This is a genomic window from Rhizobium sp. CCGE531, assembly GCF_003627795.1.
Lineage (GTDB): Bacteria > Pseudomonadota > Alphaproteobacteria > Rhizobiales > Rhizobiaceae > Rhizobium.
Genome location: NZ_CP032687.1, coordinates 423,060 through 448,135 on the forward strand (window position 1 = coordinate 423,060; position 25,076 = coordinate 448,135).

Annotated in this window: 24 protein-coding genes and 1 pseudogene; 14 read left to right on the top strand and 11 right to left on the bottom strand. The window is 56.7% G+C overall.

The features are described 5' to 3' along the window. The first annotated feature begins 247 nt into the window (after nt 1–247). From CCGE531_RS31865 to CCGE531_RS31885, 5 genes are read left to right on the top strand one after another with little or no spacing between them, the layout of a single operon-like run. Nucleotides 248–682 carry a hypothetical protein gene (locus tag CCGE531_RS31865; RefSeq protein ID WP_245459553.1) on the top strand — a complete coding sequence of 145 codons (435 nt, stop codon included), beginning with the start codon at nt 248–250 and terminating at the stop codon, nt 680–682. Beyond that, nucleotides 679–2,085 (top strand): His-Xaa-Ser system radical SAM maturase HxsB, encoded by a 1,407-nt coding sequence (hxsB, locus tag CCGE531_RS31870; protein ID WP_120670898.1) that lies wholly within the window; start codon nt 679–681, stop codon nt 2,083–2,085. Before CCGE531_RS31865 ends, hxsB begins: the two co-directional genes overlap by 4 nt. Beyond that, nucleotides 2,082–3,164 carry a His-Xaa-Ser system radical SAM maturase HxsC gene (hxsC, locus tag CCGE531_RS31875; protein WP_004122943.1) on the top strand — a complete coding sequence of 361 codons (1,083 nt, stop codon included), beginning with the start codon at nt 2,082–2,084 and terminating at the stop codon, nt 3,162–3,164. The genes hxsB and hxsC overlap by 4 nt, the downstream gene beginning before the upstream one ends. Next, nucleotides 3,161–3,784 carry a His-Xaa-Ser repeat protein HxsA gene (gene hxsA / locus CCGE531_RS31880; protein WP_120670899.1) on the top strand — a complete coding sequence of 208 codons (624 nt, stop codon included), beginning with the start codon at nt 3,161–3,163 and terminating at the stop codon, nt 3,782–3,784. The genes hxsC and hxsA overlap by 4 nt, the downstream gene beginning before the upstream one ends. A gap of 12 nt (nt 3,785–3,796) precedes the next feature. Then, entirely contained in the window at nt 3,797–4,975 is a 1,179-nt protein-coding gene (locus CCGE531_RS31885; protein ID WP_245459555.1) for a hypothetical protein, read from the top strand. Nucleotides 4,976–5,734: 759 nt separating this feature from the next. On the opposite strand, the gene CCGE531_RS31895 is transcribed toward CCGE531_RS31885, so the two are convergent. From CCGE531_RS31895 to CCGE531_RS31930, 7 genes are all read right to left on the bottom strand, one after another. After that, on the bottom strand, nt 5,735–7,642 hold the full coding sequence (locus CCGE531_RS31895) for a protein kinase domain-containing protein (protein WP_120670902.1): 1,908 nt from the start codon (nt 7,640–7,642) through the stop codon (nt 5,735–5,737). Further along, nucleotides 7,639–8,409, bottom strand: a complete 771-nt coding sequence (locus CCGE531_RS31900) for a PP2C family serine/threonine-protein phosphatase (RefSeq protein WP_245459557.1) — start codon at nt 8,407–8,409, stop codon at nt 7,639–7,641. The genes CCGE531_RS31895 and CCGE531_RS31900 overlap by 4 nt, the downstream gene beginning before the upstream one ends. After that, on the bottom strand, nt 8,406–9,086 hold the full coding sequence (locus CCGE531_RS31905) for a VWA domain-containing protein (protein WP_004122927.1): 681 nt from the start codon (nt 9,084–9,086) through the stop codon (nt 8,406–8,408). Before CCGE531_RS31905 ends, CCGE531_RS31900 begins: the two co-directional genes overlap by 4 nt. 1,246 nt (nt 9,087–10,332) lie before the next feature. Continuing rightward, a complete protein-coding gene (locus CCGE531_RS31915; RefSeq protein ID WP_120670905.1) occupies nt 10,333–10,773 on the bottom strand; it encodes a type II toxin-antitoxin system VapC family toxin in 441 nt (146 codons plus the stop codon). A 2-nt stretch (nt 10,774–10,775) separates the two neighbouring features. After that, nucleotides 10,776–11,366, bottom strand: coding sequence for a DUF433 domain-containing protein (locus tag CCGE531_RS31920; protein WP_120670906.1), 591 nt, complete (start codon nt 11,364–11,366; stop codon nt 10,776–10,778). Nucleotides 11,367–11,447: 81 nt separating this feature from the next. Then, nucleotides 11,448–12,737, bottom strand: coding sequence for a type II toxin-antitoxin system HipA family toxin (locus CCGE531_RS31925; protein ID WP_120670907.1), 1,290 nt, complete (start codon nt 12,735–12,737; stop codon nt 11,448–11,450). Next, a complete protein-coding gene (locus CCGE531_RS31930; protein ID WP_120670908.1) occupies nt 12,737–13,084 on the bottom strand; it encodes a helix-turn-helix transcriptional regulator in 348 nt (115 codons plus the stop codon). The genes CCGE531_RS31925 and CCGE531_RS31930 overlap by 1 nt, the downstream gene beginning before the upstream one ends. Before the next feature lie 268 nt (nt 13,085–13,352). Between CCGE531_RS31930 and CCGE531_RS31935 the strand changes: the two genes are divergently transcribed. The 7 genes and pseudogenes from CCGE531_RS31935 (at nt 13,353) to CCGE531_RS31965 (ending at nt 19,955) form a co-directional block, all read left to right on the top strand. Further along, nucleotides 13,353–14,015: a DUF433 domain-containing protein gene (locus CCGE531_RS31935; protein WP_120670909.1), complete on the top strand. Its 663-nt coding sequence runs from the start codon at nt 13,353–13,355 to the stop codon at nt 14,013–14,015. Then, nucleotides 13,999–14,490, top strand: a complete 492-nt coding sequence (locus CCGE531_RS31940) for a DUF5615 family PIN-like protein (RefSeq protein WP_245459559.1) — start codon at nt 13,999–14,001, stop codon at nt 14,488–14,490. The genes CCGE531_RS31935 and CCGE531_RS31940 overlap by 17 nt, the downstream gene beginning before the upstream one ends. A gap of 120 nt (nt 14,491–14,610) precedes the next feature. Beyond that, entirely contained in the window at nt 14,611–16,254 is a 1,644-nt protein-coding gene (locus CCGE531_RS31945) for an MFS transporter (RefSeq protein WP_120670910.1), read from the top strand. A gap of 381 nt (nt 16,255–16,635) precedes the next feature. Further along, nucleotides 16,636–18,273: an MFS transporter gene (locus tag CCGE531_RS31950; RefSeq protein ID WP_120670911.1), complete on the top strand. Its 1,638-nt coding sequence runs from the start codon at nt 16,636–16,638 to the stop codon at nt 18,271–18,273. A 124-nt stretch (nt 18,274–18,397) separates the two neighbouring features. Further along, nucleotides 18,398–18,634: pseudogene (locus CCGE531_RS31955) on the top strand (helix-turn-helix domain-containing protein); the annotation flags it as partial. Nucleotides 18,635–19,039: 405 nt separating this feature from the next. Next, nucleotides 19,040–19,339: a hypothetical protein gene (locus CCGE531_RS31960; RefSeq protein ID WP_245459560.1), complete on the top strand. Its 300-nt coding sequence runs from the start codon at nt 19,040–19,042 to the stop codon at nt 19,337–19,339. 73 nt (nt 19,340–19,412) lie between these two features. After that, nucleotides 19,413–19,955, top strand: a complete 543-nt coding sequence (locus CCGE531_RS31965) for a hypothetical protein (protein WP_120670913.1) — start codon at nt 19,413–19,415, stop codon at nt 19,953–19,955. A 1,452-nt stretch (nt 19,956–21,407) separates the two neighbouring features. On the opposite strand, the gene CCGE531_RS31975 is transcribed toward CCGE531_RS31965, so the two are convergent. Both CCGE531_RS31975 and CCGE531_RS35115 read right to left on the bottom strand, forming a co-directional pair. Then, on the bottom strand, nt 21,408–21,836 hold the full coding sequence (locus CCGE531_RS31975) for a hypothetical protein (RefSeq protein ID WP_245459562.1): 429 nt from the start codon (nt 21,834–21,836) through the stop codon (nt 21,408–21,410). A 104-nt stretch (nt 21,837–21,940) separates the two neighbouring features. Further along, a complete protein-coding gene (locus CCGE531_RS35115; RefSeq protein ID WP_245459564.1) occupies nt 21,941–22,426 on the bottom strand; it encodes a hypothetical protein in 486 nt (161 codons plus the stop codon). A 91-nt stretch (nt 22,427–22,517) separates the two neighbouring features. On the opposite strand from CCGE531_RS35115, the gene CCGE531_RS35350 reads away from it, so the two are divergent. Continuing rightward, nucleotides 22,518–22,865, top strand: coding sequence for a hypothetical protein (locus tag CCGE531_RS35350; protein WP_348633857.1), 348 nt, complete (start codon nt 22,518–22,520; stop codon nt 22,863–22,865). Nucleotides 22,866–22,882: 17 nt separating this feature from the next. Continuing rightward, complete coding sequence (locus CCGE531_RS35355; protein WP_348633052.1) at nt 22,883–23,011, top strand: hypothetical protein; 129 nt, start codon at nt 22,883–22,885, stop codon at nt 23,009–23,011. Nucleotides 23,012–23,827: 816 nt separating this feature from the next. Here the strand turns inward: CCGE531_RS35355 and CCGE531_RS31995 are convergent. Together CCGE531_RS31995 and CCGE531_RS32000 are read right to left on the bottom strand one after the other, a co-directional pair. Then, nucleotides 23,828–24,148 carry a hypothetical protein gene (locus CCGE531_RS31995; protein WP_120670915.1) on the bottom strand — a complete coding sequence of 107 codons (321 nt, stop codon included), beginning with the start codon at nt 24,146–24,148 and terminating at the stop codon, nt 23,828–23,830. A gap of 197 nt (nt 24,149–24,345) precedes the next feature. Further along, the gene (locus CCGE531_RS32000) at nt 24,346–24,762 is read right to left on the bottom strand and encodes a multiubiquitin domain-containing protein (RefSeq protein WP_120670916.1); all 417 of its coding nucleotides are present in this window, start codon (nt 24,760–24,762) and stop codon (nt 24,346–24,348) included. Between the last annotated feature and the right edge of the window lie 314 nt (nt 24,763–25,076).

The following is a 25,076-nucleotide window of genomic DNA, read 5'->3' on the forward strand; positions in this document are numbered from 1 at the left end:
CGAGCAGTCACCTTTGGGCCGCCAATAGCCCCTTCGAGGCGGCCCTTCCTTTGTGAGACGTCAACGGCATTTCGAATATTGGAACGAAAAGGATTCACATCGGCAAAGTGTTGCCCGCCGTGACCGGCAAGGTCGCTATCAAACCACGCCTCCCTGGCTCCTCTGCGATTCGGTGCCAGACAAGGAATCACGAGCGCTTCCTGCTACGGCAAGAGGGCAAATCACGAAAGCACTCACTGGAATAAATGTGGTAATTGAAAACCCAGTCGAATGGATACTTGGTTTGGGACGTCGTGCGCGGGGCTCGAAAGCGAAAATTCAGTGCAACCGTCTGGTGTTTGGATGCCAGCATGGCTACAATCTCAATCGTACGGAATGGGGAGGCTGCACTGACGTGAAACCGCAAAACTCTCACACCTCGTCCCCAGAGAAAACTCGCCGCAGTGCGATCGAGCTCGATCCGACATTCCGTCCATATCTCGCAGTGGCTATCGTTCGGTTTAGTGCGTCGCATCCAGATACAGAAATCGAAATATCGCAAACCATCAGCCTGTTGGATAACGGCGCAGCGCCGAGTGATCTGCTCGTTCGAGAGTTCCACCACTGTCTGTATCGCGAGAAAATTTATGCCGAGACGCTTCCGCTCAGGCGTGCCCTGGTCGACGGTGTCCTCGGGCGATGACCGTATTTCCCCTTAAGTTCAAACCGTTCGGCGCCGGCTATCTTTTTGCGGATGATGCGGGCGGTTACTTCAAAGCCGACGCTCACTTTCTCAATCGCTATGCGACCGGAAAGCTGACGGCACTGGATAGGGGCTTTCTTGAAGCAAATGGTCATGCGTTCAATGAGATCGACGATCCAGCCTATATGGGATTTGCCTACCGGTGGGCCCAACGGTTGCACCGTCCTCAAGAGCTGAATTACGTCATTCTCGTTCCGACCCTCCGTTGCAATTTGGCATGTGCCTATTGCCAGGTGTCTCGGGTGAACGAGAGCACTCCGGGCTTTGATTGGACGGATGAGACGCTTGAGCGCGTTCTCCGATTTCTCGATGCCATGACGTCCGCGAGCGTCAAAATCGAATTCCAGGGTGGCGAGCCACTGCTCCGATTAGACCTATTGGAGAAGGTTCGTGATTTCGCTCGCCGCAAGTTCCAAGAAGTTTTCTTTACGGTATGCACCAATCTGCAATCAGTATCGGAAGAAGCTTGGGATTTCCTGGATGCCTCGGACGTCTTCGTGAGTACGTCACTTGATGGCGAATTTTCGACGCATGAGCGGCAACGAACCGTAAACGCCAAAGACACGCAGCAATTCGTATCGAACCTCAGCTATGCCATCGAGCGCTTGGGGCAGGGAAAGGTCTCGGCTCTCCCGACGCTAGACATCAACCAGTTGCCGAGCGTTTCCGAGATCATTGATACATTTGGCCGGTTCGGATTTCGGTCAATTTTCCTTCGACCAGTTAATCATCAGGGTTTTGCCAGAAAACGGTTTCAGACCACCGGTCTCGAAGACAAATGGAATGCCTACCATGCCGATTTTATCGACGCTCTGATCGAGCACAATTGGACCGCCGGGCAGCCGGTTGAGGAGTTCTATTTCACACACTGCCTGCGGCGGGTTCTGCGTGGCGGCCACAATCAGCACGTCGACCTTCGTAATCCGAATATTCTCGGCCGAGACTACATCGTTATTGACTACGATGGCACCTTCTATCCGACGGATGAAGCCAGGATGGTCACGCGGGTTGGACAGGTCGATCTTAGCATTGGCAATCTTTGTGACGGCATCGACCAGTCCAAGCTAGACGTGCTGAACGAAGAGTCTTCCAATTCATTCCATCCCGACTGCATCCATTGTCCATACCAAGCCGCGTGTGGTGCGGACGTTGTTGACGATCTATCCCGTTATGGGCGCATCGATCTACCGAAGGCCGACACAGCCTTCTGTCGCCGTCATACCGCAATCTTCGACAAGATCTTCGAGCTGCTCTATTCGGCTGACGAGAAAGTCCAAAAGAGCCTTGCGTTCTGGGCCGGAATTCCGGAATTCGATCCGTCACTGGCGCCGGTACACACATGATCGATTTGCGGCTCAAGATCGATGACGTCCCGATCGACAATCCAAGTATCGTTCGCTTGCGCTCGCACGCGGTGGACAGTGAATATGATGCACTCCTGATCGACAGAGATCAGGAAAGTCAAACCTTCGATCTCGCGGGTTACTCGCTTCGCGTCCACTGCGGTCCCGAAACCGATCTTGACGGTGACGTCCTGCTTCTAGTTCCTGGGCGAAAGTCAGCGCATCGATTGGTGCGATCCCGGTCGAGACACAACACCTTCTTGGTCACCGAGCAATGCGACCAGCTCTGCGTCATGTGCTCGCAGCCTCCAAAGAAATATCACGCCGACCTCTTCGACCAGTTCACAGTCGCCGCCACCTTAGCGCCGGAAAACGCTCGGATCACCATATCTGGCGGCGAACCGCTGCTGCACAAAGGAAGGCTGTTTCAGTTTCTTCTAGCAGCCGTGAAAGCCCGGCCGGATATCTCATTTCATGTTCTGACCAACGGCCAGTTTTTCGAACCGGGCGACAGCACCGTGATGGATGAGATCGGACGTGATCGCGTGCTATGGGGCATTCCGCTCTATGCGCCTTATGCGGGACTTCACGACAGCATTGTTGGAAAATCCGGAGCCTTTGAAACGCTGTCGTTGAACTTGACGGCGCTGATGAGGGCGGGGGCAGCGGTCGAGCTTCGTACGGTTGTCCTCCAGCAGAACTGGGATGTGTTGCCACAGCTTGCGAACTATGTCTCGACCCGGCTTCCGTTCATTGACGTATGGGCGATCATGCAACTGGAAAATATTGGCTACGGCAGAATGAACTGGGCCCATTCGTTCAAGGATACGTCGCTGGATTTCGGCCGACTCCGCACAGCCATCAACCTCGCGATTGGGCGCGGTATTCAAACGCTGCTCTATAATTTCCCTCTTTGCAGTGTCCCTCCAGGGTACCGACATCTGGCACCAGGCACGATTTCAGATTGGAAGAACAAATTTTTGGAACAGTGCAGCGGATGTTCGCTGCGCTCTACTTGTGGTGGATTTTTTGAATGGTATAAAGCTGATCAGGGGTTTGGGGGACTCTCACCACAATGAAGAAGCGCAAGATCTACCTGGTGCCGTCGTTGATCGCGGCCGGTTTCATGCCATCGAAAGGTGATGCTGCGCCAATCATCGGCCTTACCGAAAAGAAGCCTGCCACCTCCTTGTTCGAACGGTTGCGGGTCAAGCAGGTCTACACCCTTGCGGGCCATAGCTCGCATTCGAGCCACGCAAGTCATGCCAGTCACGCAAGCCACGCATCCTCAGCTGGAGGTGGCTACGTCCCACGGGGCGATTATGACACTGCTTATCCATCGCCCGATCCGACACCGCGCTATCAGCCCAACCCGGGGCCGGTCATCAGAAGTCTCCCAACCACTCCAAACTTACCGGGGACGACGTCAACTGGCACCTATTCGACGCAATCCTCTTCGACGAGCGCGCAGCCAGTGCCACTGAAGACGTTGCCAGGCAACTCGGATAAATTTCGCCGTATCGTCATACAGGTCCAGACCGCTCTGATCGCCTTTGGTTATTTCGGCGGCCCGATAACAGGGCAAGTCGATGCCGCCACCAAGGGCGGGCTCAGTAAAATGCAGGATGCGTACGGTCTCAAAGTCACCGGCACCATAACTCCGCAGGTCCTGTCGGCCCTGGGGATCGCGACGAACTAAGCCAACATGCGAATGAAACGGCGTTTCCTTTATACGATTATCACAATTGTTTTGTCTGTTTCGGTTTCGATGGGCGCCGCGACTGCTGCGGTCTCCTACCGTCATCTCTCCACGACGAACGGGACCACGATCCTCCTTGTTGAGGGCAGCTTCGAGACTGGCGATGATCCTCAACGCATCGCCTTAGAACTTGCTGCGAGCCCGGCCAAATACATCGCGTTTAATTCGGCGGGTGGCGATCGATCAATCGCGATGGCTTTCGGGAAGGCAATCCGCAAGACCGGCCTTCCGACGCTCCAGACAAAAGGCTCCCCTTGTCTCGAAACCTGCCTTTTGGCTTTTATGGGTGGCCTTAATCGTTATGCCGAAGATGAGAGCATAGGCATATCTGTAGAGACGTTTGCGACATCTGCGGAATCTGACGGTCGTCTCAATCCCTCAGTGTCAGCAGCCCTCAAAGACTACCTCGGCACGATGGGTGTCAGCGCTTCGCTTCTGGACGCAGCGTTGTCAATGCCGCTGGGGCAATCGAAAGAATTGAATCTTGTCGATATGGCGGGCTATCAGCTGGTAACGGCGCAGCTCAATGGAGAAAGCGCTTCGGCAGATGAAGTGCAGGACATTCAGCCTACCGATCAAGCAGGGGCAGTGGAAGTGTTCAATGAGTTCCAGCGGGTATGGTCGGGCTCGAGCAGCGAGGCGGTAGCCTTTCTTCGCAACGTCTATGCCGACCGCATCCAGTACTACGGAAAAGACCTTTCGCGAGAAGATGTGCTTAAGGAGAAGAGCGCTTTCGTGGACCGATGGCCGACAAGAATCTACACAGCGCGGCCGGGTTCAGTTCATGCGCTTTGTGCAGACAAGTGTTCAGTCTTCGGCGTTGTCGACTGGTACGCCTTCAGTGCAACCAGAAAAAAGGGTGCTTCAGGCGCAGTCAACCTGGCGCTGACTTGGGACCCGGTTAGTCGAAGGATAGTCAGTGAGACGGGCAGGGTCATTGAGACCGACAAAGCAGTCGCCGGCCCCGATCGTATCATCCGCCGTTGGATTCTCGACGCTACCGCCTGCTCGATTGGGAACGCTGTCGACGCTGAAGTATGCAAATCGCGCTCGATCCTGGAGGCCGATTTGAATAGCTCTGGATGGTGTGATCAGCGGGGATTGGGCTGGAGGCAGTGCGCCAGCCCGTGATCAACTAGCGGCCGCCCTCGCGGCGTGGAGTTTCGACTGACCGTGCTGCAGGAGTCGGTTTGCGAGCAACAGAAAGCACCGGACTGGAGGAAATCGTCCCAGGAGGCACCCAGCCAATGGCGTCGCCGGCGCTAACGTGGGTCCAACCCGCTTCTTGCTCCATAAGAGATACAAGGGCGTTCTGCCCAAGACTGCCGACAACGATGTACTTAGGACCAGGGCCGTCTCTGAGTTCAAGAGGTAGCCGAATGTAAGCGAACCTCGCGGCAGGGGGCGGGGTGGCCTTATCGAAAGGATCGACCGCAGGCGCGATGGTGGTCGCCTCCGATTTCTCGATGGACGCGATCAATCCATCGAAGACGTAGGGATCAGGTTCAGGGGCGCCGCTCGTGATTGGCTGCGTGATCGGAAGCCGAGGGCTCGCCTCGGTGCTTTGAGGCGTAGGTGCGGAGAAAGACGGAGCCGCTTCCGAAACGGATGTCGCATTCGCTGTACTGGAAGATGTGGGCGACGGCTCTGCACCTGCAGGAGTCGCGGTTACCACCGAAGTTTGAGACGCGGGAAGCGCTTTTTCCTGAGCGCGTGTTGGGGTAGTAACCGGCGCTGTCACGATCTGATTGCGAGAGGGAATAAGTGACGAAACAGGGGCGTGAGACGCCGTTCCCGGCTTTGACGTCGTATTCGCTGCGAAGACAGCGCCCCCGATCATCGCCAGCATTACCCAGAAGTCTCGGTATGCTCCGGCCACGCGCGTCACCGTTACCCTATATCCATTTGGACTTGCTTAAGCCGCACATACGCTTCAACCAATTGCGGGGGCGGGTTCCTTCGCAGTTCGGAGGCAGTATCCAGAAGTTCCTTGAGCTCATCCGGAGCACGCCTCAGCTCTCCTTCCAGGTCAGCCCTCTGACGCGCTATGTCCGTTTTGACCTCATTGATAGCCTGCGGATCGGTGGCAATGTGACTATTGAATACAAATTTCTTTTCAACAGACGACGACCAATTCGCAAGGGCGTCGGCTTTTTTGGGACCAATGCCGGGAACGGCTAAAACCGAGCGAGTCTTCACATCCCACGCGCTGTCAAAACCAAACGACGAGAGCGTTACCGTCCTGCTCTGTCCAATGCCAGCGATTTTTGCGCGGGAGATCAAGTGCCCCTGCATGTGGCTCCTGAATTGAAGGTCTCTTTTCTTTCGCTCGAGCTCGGCGAGCCGTTCGCGTTCCTGTTCCGGAAGTTTGCCATGAGCCGAGGCCAGGGACAGATAGTGGCTTTTTCGTTTCAGGAACACGGCAGGCCCGGCGTGCTCTTCCCAAATTTTCTTCTTCTCCTCCCATGCTGCGGTAGCCGCCTGCAGTTCGACCCTAAATTCTTCCGCAGGACGGCGGGATCGGATCATCATTATGATTGATGCGATAACCAGAGCTGCACCCCAGAAGCCATTCAACTGGTTTGCAAGGAAAATACCTATCAGCAGTCCCGCAACCGAGGCGAAAAACGCCAGCTGCTTTCCACGTGAGAAGGATACCGCCACAGGGCTGCGGGTGAGAGACGGAACCGCAATGATGCTTTCAGGTGCTGGGGCTTGGTTTGGTGGAGCGGGACGGTTGATCAGAGCAATGAGGTCACCGATGTTCAGTGTGGAAACAGTGCTTGAAATCTTCGCGGCGAAGAGGCTCCTGCCCATCGATTTCTCGAGGCGGCACCAGGGACACGACGAACTCCGAAAATATGCATGCGATTTGTCAGCAGAGCACTCCAGCAAACCCTTCTCGAGCTTGCCGAGGATTTGGACCCACGAGGTCGCATTCGGTCGACCGCCCGGAAGATCACCACTCTTTCCGAAAGCGGATTCGAATGCGTCGGAAACCTCCTTGCCAAAGTCACCCAGCGCTGGTGTTAGCGGCGGAGGTTCCATGCGCGTCTCAGCCCTGCGTGCGCTATAGGCGAAACGGTGGTCGCCTATAGCGGTCGGGATGTCTATGTCGCCAGGACCGAGATGCTTCCCAGCAAACGGATGTCTCCCAAGAAAAAGCAGCTGAAAGATGAGGACGGCTAGACCAAAGTTGTCGTGGTTCGCCATCCGAACCACTTTTTCGAAGTCCGCGCCTCTCAGCTCAGGCGGCGTGTAATCCGGCACGCCTACGGTGCAGCGATAGACCTCTGGCCCCTTTTTGAACTGAAAGGAGTCGCTGTCGATCAGAGTTACCATAGCCTGGTTTGAAACGAGGATGCCGGAGTGGTTTACGTCGCCGACCACGCAGCCCGTGCTGTGGATTGCAGCAAACGCGTTCGCAAGATTGAACGCGCTGCGCACCAGGAACCGGGCGTCGGCAGAAGGAAATTCCGTCCGCCTGCTGCCAGGCCCATAGAGTTCATGGATATTCTTAAAACCTGCGACCTTCTTCATGGAAAACCCCATGAACATTCCGCTCTTGTCACTGACAGTGTCGATCGGGAAGGCGACGATGTCGGTTGTCTTGTGGAGTGCGGCCGACGTCATGGCAAGGATTTTTGCTTTCCTCTCGAAGGCCCTGCCGGGATTATAAATCTTCACCGCCAAATCGCCCTCCTCGTGGACGTGGTAGACCGCGCCTTCGCCGCCTTTTCCTAGCATCCCGCCAAGCGTCACCTTCCTCCCATCCGATCCGAATACGATAGTGCTCATTTGCGCACACCGAGTACGAGCGTCTTGTCGTCATCGGTTCTTTCGCAAACGGATGGGCTTTCAAGATATTCTCGCAGCGCCATCGACAGAGGAAGGTTCCTGCCGGCTTCCTCCGAAAGAGCCAGCGGCGTCACCATCCGATTGAAAAATGGCTCATGAGCCGAACGATTTGCGCTATTGAGGACTAGACGTTCGATGCCGTCGGAGAAGACTGCAAATCGATCGACACGACGGTCATTTCGAACGAAAGTGAGATGCGGTTGGGGATCATCGGTGATGAAGCTGGTTGTCGATGCATATTCGCCTTGATACGGCCACGACGGCACATCCCAGGCTTCGTCTCCTTCGTAGCGTACGACAGCCGCGCCATCGCCGATGTGAAAGATCACAGTACCGTTTTCAGACATGAGAGCAGCAACGCTTGTGGCCGCGAAATCGCGTCGCTGTGTTCCAGAGCGACTAGCCTTCGCGCTGATGTATTCGCGGATATCGTCTATCCAGTCCCAGACCATTTCTTCACGAAGCTGGGAGAGGGAGTGATTTGCGAGATATCCACGGATGAGCCGAAGCAGACCGATGCAGACTGATTTTGAACCAATCTGCGCCAGTTTTGCGCTTCCCGCACCATCTGAAACGATCACTGCCATGACGGTTTCATCGACGCTGGCTAAAGTCTCACTCAATGCAAAATCCTGACATGGCAAACCCGTCTTCACATGGGAGGTGCCACAAGCACGGGCCGCAGCCCATCGCCAGCCATCGGTCATGCGATTGAGGCCCATCCGTCTGGCGTTGCAGGATTAGAGAGAGGAACGGCGTCACCGGGATTGGATTGCGAGACGGAGCTTAGAGAGCTGGAAAGCCACTGGAACAGATCTCGGAACCTGAGTTCCTTCAGCGCCAAAGGCTGGCGCACGCAGATATGGGAAAGCGTTTCGAAATTAGCGCCGTCGACGCCCACAGCAAAAAAGCTGAAGGCCTTTTCAACTTCTCCAGCCTTGACCTGCGCCGCCGCACTCTGCCAGGCGTCTGTTGGGGCTCCGTCCGTAATCAGGAAAACCCACGGGCGATAGTATGAGATTCCGTTTTGGCGATAGGAGTTCTTCCGGTCGCGCAGAAGCCGGAGCCCTTCCTCGATTGCATGGCCCATTGGCGTATCTCCCTGTGCGGCTAACTCGGGGACGATCCAGTTTTGCATGCTTGTAAAGTCGTTGACGATGGTCACAGGGCCGAAGGAGACTATGCCTATCTCAACGCGCTTAGATGCGAGAGAGTCCGCATAGAGCTCGTCTTTGAACTGAACGAGACCTTCATTGAGTTCCCTAAGCGGGCGTCCCCGCATCGAACCAGAGACGTCTAGCAATAACAGGCAGGGACAACGCGGTTCGGGATTGTCCACGAACTCCGCGCCATCAAAGGGGATTTGCTCAAATGGATTCGGCATGTGGTTCTCCTCAAGCTTGTGAACAATGCATAGCAGCTCTCGTCGGCGCTGCATTTACAAAAGAGCGCTCAAAGATATTTTTTCGCCGGGTGTGGCTTTTTGGAAAGGCACCGGAACCGCGACTCTGGGGTTCGAGATGGCAGCATCGAGGTGTTACCGAAGTGCGCCGTGCAAAAGTGCAAACAGCCAGGCGACGACTAGCACCCAAAACACGGCCGAGTACATTATTTCGCAAGTGCGGCTGCGATAGCGGCGGCCAGTAGCAATGACATTGCCGAATTTAGGAAAGTGATACTGAAACCATAAGATGGCCTTCCCGGGAAATAGAAATGCCATCCACCAGAGTCGCGGCCGAGTGCTCGAGCCGCTTTGTGGTGAGGGGAGCTGGTGCATTGCCATCGCGATCTCGTTGCCTGCGGACTAAGATTCGTCAGGCAGCATATACGAGTCTCCGGGAGAAGCTACCCAGGGTTTTTCTCACGCCGACGTTATACAATCATGATGTTCGATTTAGCTCGTGGACGTTGCCGACAGCAATCTTCTTCCCACCTGGGTTCGTATTGGTCGTTGGCGACCGCAGGGCGGTGAATCAGGCGGAGAACGCCATCGACACTTCCAAGCGTGCTCTCCTTTTTGATCACGGCGTGGAAGTGCCGAACAAATGGGCGGCGATCTCCGAATTTACGCGGACCAAGAGGCTCCGAACCTCAAGCTAACAAGGGAGCCGTTGCGGAAGCCGTGGCCATTGCGCCTGGCCTATTTTGGAAGACCATTCGAAAGGGTTGCGGTTTCGATGAGACATTGGGGCGTTTGCGTTTGCTGCAATTGCAGCCAAAGTTAACCGAGCGAAGTCTGGCGAGGTGGTACGGACCTGCGTAGCGTAAGAGGCTACGGCGCGGCCTGCGATTGGACGTTAACGCTCGTTTATGACGTTGCCGAGTGGCGTAGACGGTCTCGACTTTGCACGTGCACGCTCAAACGCACCGAGTCTGCTCTTCATCGACGAAATCGATTCCGTTGGACCGTGCGGCGAGAAAAAAGAGGGCGTCTTTATCGTGGGCGCCTGTATTTTCCCTGAGCGTCTCGACCCCGCGCTCAAGCAATCGGCGTGTCTCGCAAACACATCGAAATTGCGCTGCGTTCGGCTGAGCAACAGCCGTCAAACCGCTCGGGTGTTCCATAATAATTCTTATCTGATTTTTTCTATGTAACAACCTGAAATTGCTGCATAATGGATGGCCGAAGTTCATCGTGCAATATTTCGGGAGTCTTTGGTCGCCTTCTTAAACGGATCCATGATTGTGACGCCGCGCTCCTGAAAATCAGCGACGTTGCGGGTGACGATGACCAGACCATTCGCCAGCGCCGTCGCGGCTAATCCTTTGTCGTCAATGTTCTTGTCGGAGTGTCCGAGCATCTGCCCCCAGCGGCGAGCGACAGCTTCATCGACAGGAAGGATACGCACATCGTAGGCTGCGAAGATGGCATCGGCCGCCTTGGCGATCTCGTTCGCCACAGCGTCGTCGGTTTTCCGCGTTTTTTCAATGCCTTTCGAGATCTCTCGGACCGAGGTCACGCTGATCGCGAGATCGGTATCGTCAACCGTATCGAGCCAAGCCGCCACATTTTCGTGCGGCACGGGTCGACCTATCTCTTTCAGAACATTGGTATCGAGCAGATATTTCAAGCTCAATCATCCAGCGCACTAAGATCGGCGGCTCGCATGGCGGCCTTTGCCGTTTGCTTCGGATATGGCCTGCCTGCCTTCGGATGCGCCTCCGCATAGACTCGCGCTGCAACGATCTGTTGTTCCTTCAGAGAGGGATAGTCGCGCATGACATCTTTGACAGTGGCGCCGGTGTCGAGGAGAGCGGCAATCCGATGCGCCTCGATTTGCGTTCCCCGGATTAGCGGTTCCTTGCCGGATAGGTCGATTTGAGCAGTGAGCTTGTCGAGTTCCTTCAGCTTACGCTCGACGAAGACCAGGTGCTGACCAATGTCGTAGCGCTGTTTACCGAACACGACCTCTTTCGCGTGACCGCGTTTGAGAGAGCTTCGCAACGCCTCGTAGAATTCGGACTGGCTCTTGGGTGTCAGCGCCTGTTTGAGTTCGTCATAGGCATGGAGAAATACCAGCTCGGCTTGACCGAACTGCCTGATATTCCGACCGCCTCGCTTCACGAGTTGTGGCTTGATCGGCGCGCGCTCGACAACCTTTTTGAAAGTGTCTAGAGGCGCATCAACCACAAAAGCCGCTTGTGCCGTCGTCAGATGTTCCACCCTATTGCCCTTTCTAATACACCCCCAAAGATAGGGGCGAATTAGAGAGAGTGCAAGGCCCGGACCGATGTGAGCCAAAGACTACGATTGACGCCGCACTTCGTCCACCAGGGTCAGAGTTTCGAGGCGATCAAGAAGCTGCTTGGCTTTCGATTCTCCGAGCAGTTCAGGTGCCATTGTCGGCCAATGTTCAAGCGCACGTCTGATTGTCGCAACGACCTCGCGTGTGATCAGCTTCGCGTCCAGGCGAAGAAAACTTGCGACCCTCTCAAAGCGATGCAGGTTCACGCTTTCGAAGCTGTGGGTTTTGACGAACCTCAGCGCCATAGTGTCGGACGGCATGTAAAGAACGGTCGGGACAATATCGTAGGCCGGCGACAGCCGGATTTCGCCAGGTGCCGGGAAACGGAAAGACCAGTTCTTGAGATGGTTGTCGCCATTTCCTAAAAGCACGTCTGCAACGACCCTGCGGATAGCTTCCAATATGTCATCACGATGGTCGGTGCTGAAGCGGCGCACCATGTTGATGATGGTCTCGGTCGTCGCCATCGTATATTTTCGATCGCCTATCGCTCCCAGAATTTGGGCCGCGTCTTCGATGTGGATGCGACGATCATCGTCGGCGCGGTCGAAGCGATCGACGACGAGAACGCGCTCGCCATGAGCCGACAGTTCCGCAGGGACGCCGCTGATTGCGGTGCTGGAGACAAGCCGGCAGTTTGCTGTTCGCACGCCGATCGTCCTTGCCATCTGCATGGCCGCATGTTCAGCTTCCGGCAGCCCTGGGTATCGCTCGCTTGCCACCTTGATGATGCAGCGGCCGGTGTTACCGCGACCGGGAACTGTCAATCTGTCGCCCTCGACGTTGGCCGTGAACTTGAGCTGCACACCGGCGAGCGAGAATTTAACCGCGCCGTCGGGCAGCGCGACATCCACGCCATGTACCTTTTCGATGGTGATTGGCCCGGCTGACGCTGGGATCGCGGTTTCCGGTACGACGAGGATTGCGCCAGGGAGATCGCCACCAAGGCGGGTCAGGACGTCGAACTCGTCGTGATCGCCAGGCCCCATTTCGTTCAACACGAGATCCCTGAGGGCGCCCTCGGGAAGCAATCCTGAAAACCATGGGGGCAATGTGCCGTGAAGCCCAATTTTGTCGCCACGCCGCGCCAGACGATTGCGTGTGCCCTCGTCATCGTCAGGATCGAACCAACCCAGGCTGAAAATTGGCCGCCTTGGATCCCGCAGAAATGTTTCGGCAACGACAAACGCGACCGCGCCGTCACTATCGCGCGTCAGGGTCCCTACCCTAACCTTCCCGAGTGTCTGATCGAGAAGATGGACGCCGAGGATCGCCGATGATTTCGCCATCACGGTTCCCCATTGTCGTCTTCATCGAGATCGACGAAAAGTTCCTCAAATGCGCTCACCGCCGTACCTTTATTCAGCTGTTCCCCAGCATCGCCAATCAGCTGCCTTACTTCCCCGATCCGGGACTTCGGCAGCAGGACGGGCACAAGGTCGAGGGCATCGCAGATTTCGGCAAACAGCGTCAGTCGATCCCTACCCCGTCGATCGGTTGCAAGGTCCCTTTCGAGTTCCGATATTCGCGCCCGGTCCCGGCCGAGCCTTGTCGCAAGTGCAGGCTGGCTGAGACCGCGTCGTTTACGGGCGGCCAACAGTTGCTCGCCAAGAGTATTGAAAATCGTGGTGCTCATGCGGAATATCGCTTGGCTGCGGGCCGGTGTCCGGAATTTCGTATGACTCTAAGATAAAGCAAAATGCGGAATTCCGCAACAGGACGTCATAAGAAGCGAAATAGCGCACCAACATAACGATGACCAGCGGCGATTTCGATCTTGGCTCGTCCTCATCAACCCAATGCCTCAAGTCCAACCGGCGACCGCCGATCCGTCCCAGGCCTTGATATCCTCCCCAACAAATTATTATTCCGACCCATCGGAAGAATTAATACGAGGCTCAACCATGCCCGCAGTTGCCGAGATGCTGAAGGCGAGCGAGGCTGCCGTTGTCTCGCGCGTGAGCCTGCGCGACGTCAATCGCGTTATCGACGAGCACATCTTGCCAGCGTTCATATCGCTCGACAACGGTCGTCATGTCCTCGCCGGAGCCTGCTCGCTTATCACGTTTTACTTCGAAAGCGCCCGCCGCCTTACCTCGGAAGAACGCCTGTTTACTATCCGGACGGCAGAGCCCCGACTCGCGAGAGCCCGCACCCTCCCGTGGTCCGCCCTATTGCTTGAAGATTGGACCGTGCACCACGAGTTTCTGACGATCGATCTAATGCCCTTTATGAGGGGCGCGAGCGAGCGGCTGGACGACCTTGCCGCAGCACGGGAGGTCGTCACATCGTCGGCCGACATCCTTGGTGGGACGCCTGTCATTCGAGGCACCCGCGTTCCTGTCCATGATGTTGCCGGGTCCGTATCCGCGGGCAATTCCACGGAGCGCATTCTCGAAACCTGGCCTAGCCTGGACAGAGAGAAGATCAGGCTCGCGACAATCTATGCGGAAGCTAATCCCTTGCGCGGGCGGCCCCGCGTGCTGGGCGAGCTCCCCGAAGGTTCGGTCATCCTCACAGATCGTCGCGTCCCCGTCGCAGGAAGGCGGGATGAAGTTTCTGATTGATGAGTGCCTCAGTCCTCAACTGGCTAAGATGGCGCGGGAAAAAGGTTATGGCGAAACGAGCCATGTCGTTTGGATGAAACTGGGTGGCCTGAAAGACTGGGAGCTCAAACCGATCATTCTTGAGGGCGACTGGACGTTCGTCACGAATAACTTGGTCGACTTCCGCGGGCCGAAAGACAAGCCCGGGACGAAAGGGCAATATGCCGACGTTGCCATCCATGCCGGGCTGATCTGCCTAAACGGCCCGTCCGGTATGGACCTCGAGATGCAGATCGAGCTGTTCGAACAGGCTTTGGCCGAACTCGACGACGACGATGATCTCGTCAATCGTGTGTTGGAAATTTCCCTCGACGATGAGGAGGAACTGCGCGTGCTCCGGTACGCGCTTCCAAAGGAATCATCGTTCAGGAAGGAAAAACGGCATACAAGCTCAATAATAAGCCAGCAACGTGCTAGAACTAATCGGACTGGCTGATACACTCCCGCTCAACGCAGAGTTCCTGCGCCAAGAACCTCGATAACGCCGGAATTCGTATCCGAGTTGCGGATAGTCTGTGGCGTCACCGTGTCGATGCGAAGCTCAGAGCCATCAAGAATGCAGATCGAAGACGTCACCGCGCGCGGCCCAACCACCCTTGATCCGCTACGCAGTATAGCATTCCGTTCGATCTGGAGTTCCACGCAAGTCGCCAACCTGGGATGGCTGGTGCAAACCGTCGCGATCAGTTGGCTCATGGCGACGATCTCCGCTTCGGATCTGATGGTCGCGCTTGTGCAGGCTTCAACGACGCTTCCGGCATTCATACTCTCCATTCCCGCCGGAGCGATCGCCGACACCTATAGCCGCCGATTGGTCATGATCACCGGGCTCTCATTGATTGCGCTCGCTTCCATCGTACTGGCGATTGCTGCCGCCTTCGGCTTCGTCAGTCCCTGGCTCATTCTAGGTCTGGGATTTATCGCAGGCTGCGGCTTTGCGCTGAATGACCCCGCTTGGCATGCCTCCGTGGGCGATATCCTCGACAAGCGAGATATTCCGGCTGCGGTGACGCTTATGTCGGTCGGATACAACATGACGCGCAGCGTTGGACCGGCTTTGGGCGGGGCCATTCTCGCGTTCCTCGGTCCGTTGGCGGCCTTTCTCTTTGCCGCCTGCAGCAACTTAGCGCCTCTCGGCGCGGTGTTGCGCAACAAGTGGCACGTCCGCAAGTCTCCGCTGCCTGCAGAGCGAATTTCAACAGCAATCCATGACGGAATGCGGTTCACGGCGCTTTCTTCCGACATCCGGGCGGCGATCATACGTGCCGCCCTTTTCGGCCTTGCCGCCATTGCCATACTTGCTCTTCTGCCGCTTGTCGCCCTCGATCGTTTGGCCGGCGGACCAATCATCTACGGCATACTGTTTGCCGGTTTCGGAACAGGCGCTTGCATCGCCGGACTGAACAACCGGCTCTTAAGGAGATTGATTCCTCAGGAATGGCTGATGGCGATCGCTTCCATCGCTTGCGCGTTTTGTTGCATCTCACTTGCCCTCACCTCCTCAGTACCTTTGGCGACACTTGCGCTTGTCATCGGAGGCGCCGGCTGGGTCATCACCTGGACCGGGTTCGACGTCTGGGTGCAATTGGCAAGTCCGCGCTGGGTCGTCGGCCGTACGCTCTCCATCTATTACGCATTCCTCTCCGGCGGCATGGCAGCCGGCAGCTGGATCTGGGGCACCGTCGCCCAGACCTATTCGCTTGCATCTTCTCTCGAACTTGCCGCAGCGGCCCTGTTACTCGTCGCCGCATCAGGGTTCGTCCTGCCGGTGCATCTGGCGGCCGAGGCAGACCAGCAGGGCTCGGTTTATCCGGCGCCAGCTGTGGCGCTTGATCTGAAGCCCCGAAGCGGCCCGATTGCAGCGCGGACGGAATATGCCATAGACGACAGCGACCTGGACATCTTCCTCGATCACATGCGCACTCGAAGATACGCCCTGGCCCGGGCAGGCGCACGCGACTGGACGCTCCAGCGAAATCTTCGAAAGCCTTCCCGTTGGACAGAAACATTCCGCACGCCGACCTGGATGGATTTCCTGCGTTTGCATCATCGTCTCTCCCCGTCGGATCAGGAAGTCGTACAGCTTCTCGCCGCTTTGCATATGAGTGACAAGCCTCCGGAAACTGATCTTGTGATTGAGCGCACAACAGACGCGCGACGGACCCGGAGCCAACCGGTCGCGCGCGTTTCGCGTCCATGAGGTGATCTTGCGATGAGGCCATTTATCGAGCAGCGGCAACGGTCCCATAATGGCGTCGGCCAGAAACAAAACCTCACGGTTCAGACTGTGGAGACTAGCCGCAAGCCGAACACAGCTCCTGGCCTGGGAGTGGCATCAACCCCTGCCATCCAGGTTCGCTCGGCTGTCGTCGATCCCTGCTCGACGACAGCCGCTTTTCCCTCGGTTTTCAATTCCGGCCTTGCCGCCACGCGTCGAAACCTGGCCCGCGAACTCTTGGACAAAGCGTCGACTGGGCAGGCGACAAATGATGGCAGACCGAAGTACGACTCCTTTCCCTCATCGCCGAATGACGCCCGTCAAGCACGGCCGAAGTGACCCGCCCGAAAGAGACTGAATGACATGCCTTCAATAGAAGAGACAGCATCCGTAGTGCTATTGGCGCCACTGAAGAATTCGACGTTCCGTTCGATTTTCTTCGCGTCGCAGCTTTCGAGCCTGGGCTGGCTGATGCAGACGGTAGCGCTCAGCTGGCTCATGGCCACGGTTTCGACGTCCGATGTCATGGTTGCCCTCGTTCAGGCCTCATCCACGCTGCCAGCCTTTTTTCTTGCGATCTTCGTTGGCGCGATTGCCGACAACTACAGTCGGCGCATGGTCATGATCGTCGGTCGAAGCCTGATGATGGCGGCCTCGGCGATGCTGACGATCCTCATGGCCTTCGGCATCACCGATCCATGGATGATCCTGGCGTTCAGTTTCCTTGACGGCTGCGGTATCGCACTGAGTGATCCTGCCTGGCGCGCTTCGCTTGGCGATCTGCTGGAGCGCCGCCATCTGCCGTCGGCCGTGACACTTCTTAACGTCGGCTTCAACACGATCCGTAGCGTCGGTCCCGCCCTCGGCGGCATCATCGTTGCTGTATTCGGGCCGCTCGTCACATTCGCGCTCACCACCTTCGGCTTCGTCGCGCCCCTCACCGCCCTGTGGCGAAACAAGTGGACCGTGAAAGCGTCGCCCCTCCCCCGGGAAGCGCTCATGACGGCCATCTATGATGGCCTGCGCTTCACCGCGATATCCTCCGAAATCAAGGCGACCATTGTCCGCGGGACGCTCTTTGGGCTGACCGGAACCTCAATGCTGGCGCTCCTGCCGCTCGTCGCGAGAGACCTTTTGAAGGGCGGCCCGATCGACTACGGTATTCTCATGGGGGGCTTTGGCGCCGGCGCGCTGGTCGCGGGGCTCGTGAACCCACCACTCAGGCGCGCGGTCACGCAGGAGCTGCTGATCGTTCTGGCATGCGTCGCGTGTGCGGCATGTGCCATCTCACTTGCTCTGACGTCCTCCCTTATCATTGCAACAGTCTGCCTTGCCTTCGGGGGCGCAGGCTGGGTGACAGGATGGTCGGGGTTCGGCGTCAATGTGCAGTTGGCAAGCCCACGTTGGGTCGTGGGTCGCACGATTTCCATCTACAGCGCCTTCACCTATGGGGGGATTGCCGGGGGCAGTTGGCTCTGGGGAATTATCGCGGAAAATCATTCCCTCTCCCTGTCCCTGGCATGTTCTGCTGCGTCCTCCTTGGTTGTTGCGGCACTTGGGCTCAAGCTCCCGATCAGCAACCGCCTAGAGTCGGAGCTCGAAGCCTCCGGCGCTTTCGATGCGCCTGTGCCGGCACTTGATCTGAAGCCGCGAAGTGGCCCGATTCTGGTCACGACAGAATACGCTGTGGCGGACGAGAATGCTGACCTTTTTCTTGAAATCATGCGCAGGCGTCGGCTAGTTCAAAGCCGCGTCGGTGCACGCCAGTGGACACTCACGCGCGACGTTCAGCAGCCTTCGCGATGGCTCGAGACCTTCCGGACGCCGACCTGGACGGATTACCATCGCCTTCATCACCGCCTCAACGAAGCGGACAAGCGCCTGGACGACGAGCTCAAGGCGTTGAGCGTGGCGTACGACCTCCCGCGAACAACCATTCTGGTGGAGCGCCCGACGGCTGCGCGCAAGTCCGCGCCCGTGCCATACGTTTCGCAGAAGTAGGGATGTCAGCAGACATCTTCCCAACGGGGTCTATATTGGTGGCTATTTTTCTTTGGAAAGCTTCGAGCGTCACCGGAAAACCGCTCTCCAGTTTCATATTGCTGATTACGCCACACTTGTCGTTATGCACTATTCGCAATTGACCCTCGCCGATCGGCGGCGCCTGCATCATTTAGTCGAGCGCAAGGTGCCGATCAACGAGATGGCACGTAAGCTCGGCCGTCACCGATCGACTATCTATCGTGAGATCAGGCGCAATACGCTCCATGACCGCAAACTTCCCGAATATAGTGGCTACGTCTCGACGGTTGCCGACGATATCGCCAAGAAACGCGGGCGACGCTTGAGAAAGCTGCGACGTGATCGGCGACCACAGGTCGGGTCGCTCTCATCTTTTCCCTCCCATGAGAACACCGCCCCACCGCTGCAGTAGTCAGCTCGCAAAATCTGATTTGAGGAGCGATATATGTCGACTTCGATTTTGACTGCTTGGACGGTGTGCGCGGGCCTAAGCACGTTGGTGCTGATGGTGGCGCAGCTTCTTCATTGACGCACGAAGCTTTCAGGGTCCGCTTGGTGACCAACCATTAGTCTGAACTTTACGGCGAGGCGGAATTCTGGCAAACTTCTGCCATCGTGGTCAGGACATGACGTCCTTTAGACCAAAGTTATCGGAGCTCCTTTCCATCCGATATCTCTCACTTCTCTGGCCCTGCGGATTCCCCCTCAGGGCTTTCTTTTGTGCTGAGCCGTGCCGGGTGCCGAAATGATCGACGAAACCAGAGAATACCTAATGGATCAGCGTAGCACGCTACTGTTCCAGATCGAGCGGGCGAAGCATCATCTTGCCGGCCTTGAGGCTGACGCGATCAAGATCATCAACAGCAAGGCTTCTCTGCCTGCGGCCGATATCGCCATCATTACCGAGGACTTGGCCGAGCACCTGAGAAGCGAGATCGAGGCGCTCTGTTGGGCGATCGACCACATTGATCACGAGCTGGAATATCTCGACGGCGATGATGAATTTGAGCCGTTCACCGGGCGTGAAGCTTGTTCGCGCGAGTGACCGATTTTTTCAACGAGCGAAACCGTTTTCGGCGCTGATGTGATCCCAACTCGTCGGCAGGAAGAGAAGGAATTTGTCTGATTTAGTTGCCCACACAACATCCCCGGCTCGGGATGCATTCAAGTTCTCCTATATACTCTGGGCTTTTCTGTTTGTTCTCTACGTTGACGTCATCAACGGGATAAGTTTTGCATACGAGCTCTATTTGGAAGGCGATTTGCTGTGGCTCGGCCCCACGCTCGTCGCCTTTTTTGCGTGGCTCTTTTTCATTGCCTCGAACGCGATAAAGGTACGTTGGCGGCGGATGTTGTCAGTAACGGTCGCGCCATTTCTTGGCGCTCTGCCGGTGGTCGCTTTCGCCTACCTAGGCGTTACCCCTGACCGCCTGCGTTTTGAATATCACAAGTCCGATTTTCTTAAGGATGTGGAAGACAGCGCAGCCGCTCACGGCCATCCCGTACTTATCAACTGGAGCTGGGGAGAAATTGCCGGCGGCTTCGGTGGATCAACCTTGGGATTCGACTTGATCTACGATGAGACTGATCAGATTGCGTCTCCCGCCAACGACTTGGTCCGCAGAATTCCGAAACCGATCGTTCGATCGGCAACCGCGTGAGCCCGGAAAGGACTACGGTCAAGACAGTAGTTTGTTTCCGAGCGACGAGAACATCTCGGAGCCGACCATAGAGAGCATGGGCGGCCACTTCTATCTCGCATCGCAGTTGTTCGAGTAGATCTACTCCGTGATCGGGCATGTCTGCCGGTGCAGGAACTGGATGAGGATAGCGAGGTGGATGGGACGGCGTGGCCGATGAGACAGGCCCATTAGCCCACGTTCATGAACTTCGCCGCAACGCCCCGTGGTCAGGAACCTTAGCTGCAGCTAGAGGTTAAGTCTCAAAGGAGCACTCCGATGAGCGACGATTTCAACAGGCCGAACCCAGATCTCAGAACGACACCGGTACGTCGGCAACCTTGGGTGCCATGGGTCGTCATTCTCGCGATTATTGTGGTCGCAGCTCTCGCCTGGGCTTTCTGGCCGCACACCAGCACGACAAACCCTGACGCCCCACCCCAGACGACGACGACACAGCCGACCACCACAACGCCGCCCGCGACAGCACCCGCTCAAAACAATAAATAGCGGCATTGGGACAAGACCATTCAAAGAATCGGGTGCCACGCGCGTAGCACAACTTTTGCGTGCTTTTGGAAATAAAAAGTTACCAAAAATGCTCGGACAGGGTTTGTGACCTTAAGTTTGGCCTTTGAGCATTCACTCGCGAATTCTAATATATTGCCATATTTCCTCCCCCCGCTGAAACGCAAGTAGGCGGGGGCTTTTTCTTTGCCATGTACCCATTTCCGGCGTACTGTGCCCCATCGATCGGCATTTTACGGCTACGATCGCTTGGGAGATCATACGCGCTTCTGCCTTATTCAGGAGGAACGCATGGCGTTTGATGTTTGTTATTTCCACGATTTTGAAGACGTTGACGCTCTGGTAGACGCCGTGAGCGGGTGTTGCAAAAGGCAGAATATCGACCCCATGAGCCCGAACGGTCGAAAACTAATCAGGGTTGTCCTTAACAGGCGCCGATTAGTGGTCGCTGCCGCCAGAAGCCGGGAAGAGATCGCGCCCTCCGAGTACCTTCATTAGCCAGTTGTCACCGTCGCGAACCCACGAAAAAGCCCCTATCCGATTAGGGATAGGGGCACAGTTTCCATGAAGTGCTCTGTTTCAATCGTCAGAGGCACACTTCCGACCGCTGAATTAGAACATGATAATGGCGTGGATGATATACGCCCTTCGGCCTGCGGACGCGGCCTGTTCGGCACGGCGCCTACCCCGGAATTGGCAAAAGCGTAAGTGGCGCTGACCCAAGGATGAAGGTTCGCAGTTGTCACCCGTTTCAGATGACAACTGCGTAGACCCAGAATTCCTTACAATGGAAGAGCGCATCATGATCCTCGCGAATGGGCATGAATGAAGTGACCGCTCCGGCGGGTTTCTTTTTGCGACGATGTCACGGCCACATCTTCGACAGGGGTGAAGAGCTGCGACAGATCAGCGCTGACTGCCGCTCTGCCGATCCTGCCGTTGCAGAATCTCGGGAACTACCTTCACGTCGCCGTTCAGCTCGTGAACCGAGGACGTCAGATCCTTGATCGAGGCAAGCACGGACCCGACCGATTGCTCGCTTGCTGACATTCGATAGCCGAGCGTCTTGATATCGCCCTCGGCGGTCGACTGTCGTGTTTCGATCGCCTGCAGGCGCTGATCGACACGGGCTGAATTCGCTTCCGCCTGGACGATGAAGTCTTTTCGCCAGCCCTGCAGGTCCTCGATGTCGCGGCTTTTGTTCGCCGTGACCCAAACACCTATGCCGACCGAAGAGGCGATCGAGAGAATTCCAACGAGGGTATTGATATTCGCCCCCATCTTCTTCGCGCGTTCCGGCATCTGCATCTCTTCATCTCCGGTTTCGTCAGCCACTGTTTTTCACGTCTTTCAATTCGGAATGGAGAGGAGACCGGCACCGATGGCGAGTGCAAGGGTGCCGGCACAGACGAAGAATAACGTCAGGAGAACGGCGCTGTTCATTTCTCGACCGGAGGCTCAGGCTTGATGAGGCCGCCGAAACCGTCTCGTATGACGTTGATCAGCGTTTTGGACGCCGCAAGAACGGTGATCGCAACCGTCGTGTAGGTCGGGCTGATCGAGGACTGCGAGCATTCCAGGAGGCCGGCCGCAGTCGTCGTGCAGCCGGTGGCGATCAGGAATGCCGTGACGGCCGCGAGAACGGCGATCAGGATATTCGGAAGATTGTGAATTGCGTTCGTATTGAACATGATGGTTTTCCTTTGCTGAGCGGCCTTGGCCTGCTGGAGAGCGCTGGAGACGACCGCATAGGCCTGTGCGACGAGCACAACGGCATTGACGGCGGTGGTGTGGGATGGATCGGCGCAGATCGTCTCGACGCCCGCGTAGGCGGCGCCTTCCTTGGACACTGTAGCCGGCTTGATCTTGCCGGTGGCAGCGACCGCGGAGAACGCCACATGGGCGATTTCGAGGGCCGAGCACATGCCAGAGCGCCGGTGCCGCAGTTGAAGACGACGGACGTTGCGCCGTCGAATATCCGAAGGCTTCGATGCTCCCGACAGTGGGGCGCGGGTAATGACCGACTTGACGAATGCTCGCAACGCTGAAGCAAACCGACTCTACGGCGCCGCTCGCGGGCAGGCCACACCGGTCGATATCTCGCCGGTGCTCGATACGATTGACCAGACGCTTTCTCCCGGCGTCACACGAACGTCATCTGATCCGAAATCCATCCGTATCGTTTCCGACGAAGGGGAATTCTTCGTCGCAGAGGTCAATCAGATCATAGTCGATTGGGTAAATGGCGGGGGCATGATCGCCGATTATGTTGCGCCAATCGTTGTCCCTGAGATGGTTTCAGCGCGCCATTCAAACTGCAGCTCCTCGCTGCAGGCCTTCTCGACCAGGTCGATGGATGGGTGAAAACGCAGGACCGATCGGTGCAGATCGCCTATGAATATTCCGGCTCGTTCGTCAAATCGTCGCCGATGATGCAGGAGGGCTTTCAGGCGATGGGCTTCACGCCCCAGCAGATCGACGACTTCTTCACCGCGGCGGCGAAGCTGTGACGTTCTGGAGCGGTCTTTAGTGAAATGGCCCCACCTCAAGGCAGTGAGGCAGGGCCGAGGAACCGGGTGTGGTTCATTGTGCGCGAGCAAATTTCCGGGGGGCGTTTTGCTCGCGCAACGGTCCGTTACCACACGATGAAATCAAACTGAATGCCGGTTGCTGCCGAAGCTATCCAAAAAAGGAAAAAACATCGTGGATCGCGCGAAATTCTTCGCCGCGGTGCGCCCATGGTCGTCAGTCGCGGATAGAGCCGATCCAGCGATCTTGAAGGGTTTCGCCTTCGGTCAACTCGCGATATTCAATGGCTGAGCCGTTCCGTCGACGCATGACCGGCCCTTCGATCCATTTGCCATTGATATCCACGACCTGATTGCGCGCGAATTACGGGCGCCACTTATCGGAGATCAGAAAGGTCAACACGCTTGTCTCCGATCGCTCCTGTTGGTCCTTGAGCCCATCACAGTAGAACAGTTTCACGGAATAACAATCTGGGCGCTCCTCGTGGCGCTTTTTCTTTTGGAGCACTCCCCTAATCTAACGGCGCGGCCGATAAGCGTCGCCGCTGCTCGGCTGAAAGCGATTGCGCGTCTGATCAATGGTTTGCCAGGTGCGTTTTGCAACCCATGGCACTTCTTTCCACTTTCGAGCCAGACCATGGACAAAGTCCTTGCGATCGAGATGGTCTTATTCAACCACCTCATGGCTCTGATCCTCATTCGCCTCATAGCGAGGCCACATGACGCCGCGGGCGTTGGTCGCCAGGTCATCACGCACGAGCTTCATGCTCTCGTGGATGTCCTGCAAGTCGAAGGACGTTACGAGCGAACGTTCAAGAATCTCGCTGGCATGGCGGTGATCGCCTTCCGATCCTTGAAGCGTGACGTCACCACCGGTGCGGGCGGCCGGGCATAGATCGAAGGTTTTAGAACCTCGATGTTTGCCCAGAGGATTTGCATCTCGCGTTCGGCATTCTCGCCGGAAAGCGCCTTCAGGTTGGCGTACACCTTATCGATGTTGTCGAACTTGTCCGGGTATTCCTGGAAATACTTCTCGGCATCCGTGATGTCCTGAAGCCACGCCTTGGATGCGCGCATGTCGGCATTCGGATCATCCTTCTTCGGATCATCCGTTGCCAATCAGTCTCATCGTCGATTTCATCGCTCGCGACGAGTTGGACGTTGTTGGTAACTATGTTCTTGACCACGGCGATATCACCACCGTCCAGATTATCTTCCGGTGATCAAGCTTGTCTGCCAAGTCACGGCGCGGCGAATAGCCTGCGCCGCGTTTGCCATGGCCTTGTCTTGCTCGGATTGGGTATAGGGGATGGTCGTCATGCTGAATCCGTGACGATGCAATTGAAGATCATGCCGTCTTCGAGCTTGACCAGTTTCCCTAGGTACATGAAGCCAGAGCGCTGGATGTCATCGCGGCGCTCGCCTTCGTAGGTGACGCTCACATATGCAGGCTGTTTTGCGAGTTGGCAGATCTGCTCGTGGCTGACAGATTTACCATCTATCTCGTGCTCATCGCGATTAACGATGATCTTGGCCGGCTTATAGGGAAAGCCAGTGGCGCTGCCGATTGCAACGTTAGCCTCCCTACATGCGAGGGCCTCCGCTGGCGAAAAGTGATCATGGTCGCAGCCGACGTGAAAGCCGCCGCCCTCATCGCTCTGAGCGCAGAGATGCCATAAGCCTGAAGGCTTGCCCTCAATCTTACGCTCTGGCGGGCCGACAAACCAAACCATTTTAACGTTCCCTTATCGATCTTGAAGGCGGCGAAGGCTACCGTCTGAGCGCCGTAGCGCTTTACTCAGGACGGAACGGCCACTCCCGAACCGCGACCTTCACGAATCACTATCTGCCGTCCTGATTTGGCTCCGCCGTTGCAACGATCGCAGCAACCGATATTCGTGAATGGACGCTTGGCTCACTACCCATCAGCGGAAATTGTACCGGGAAGCGACGCCGTAGCGCCGGCGGATAAATGTCACCTCTTCCCGATCTGTTTCGCGCCCCTGGCTCATGATTGCCATTTCCGGCCTGCAGGATATTTCCTGAC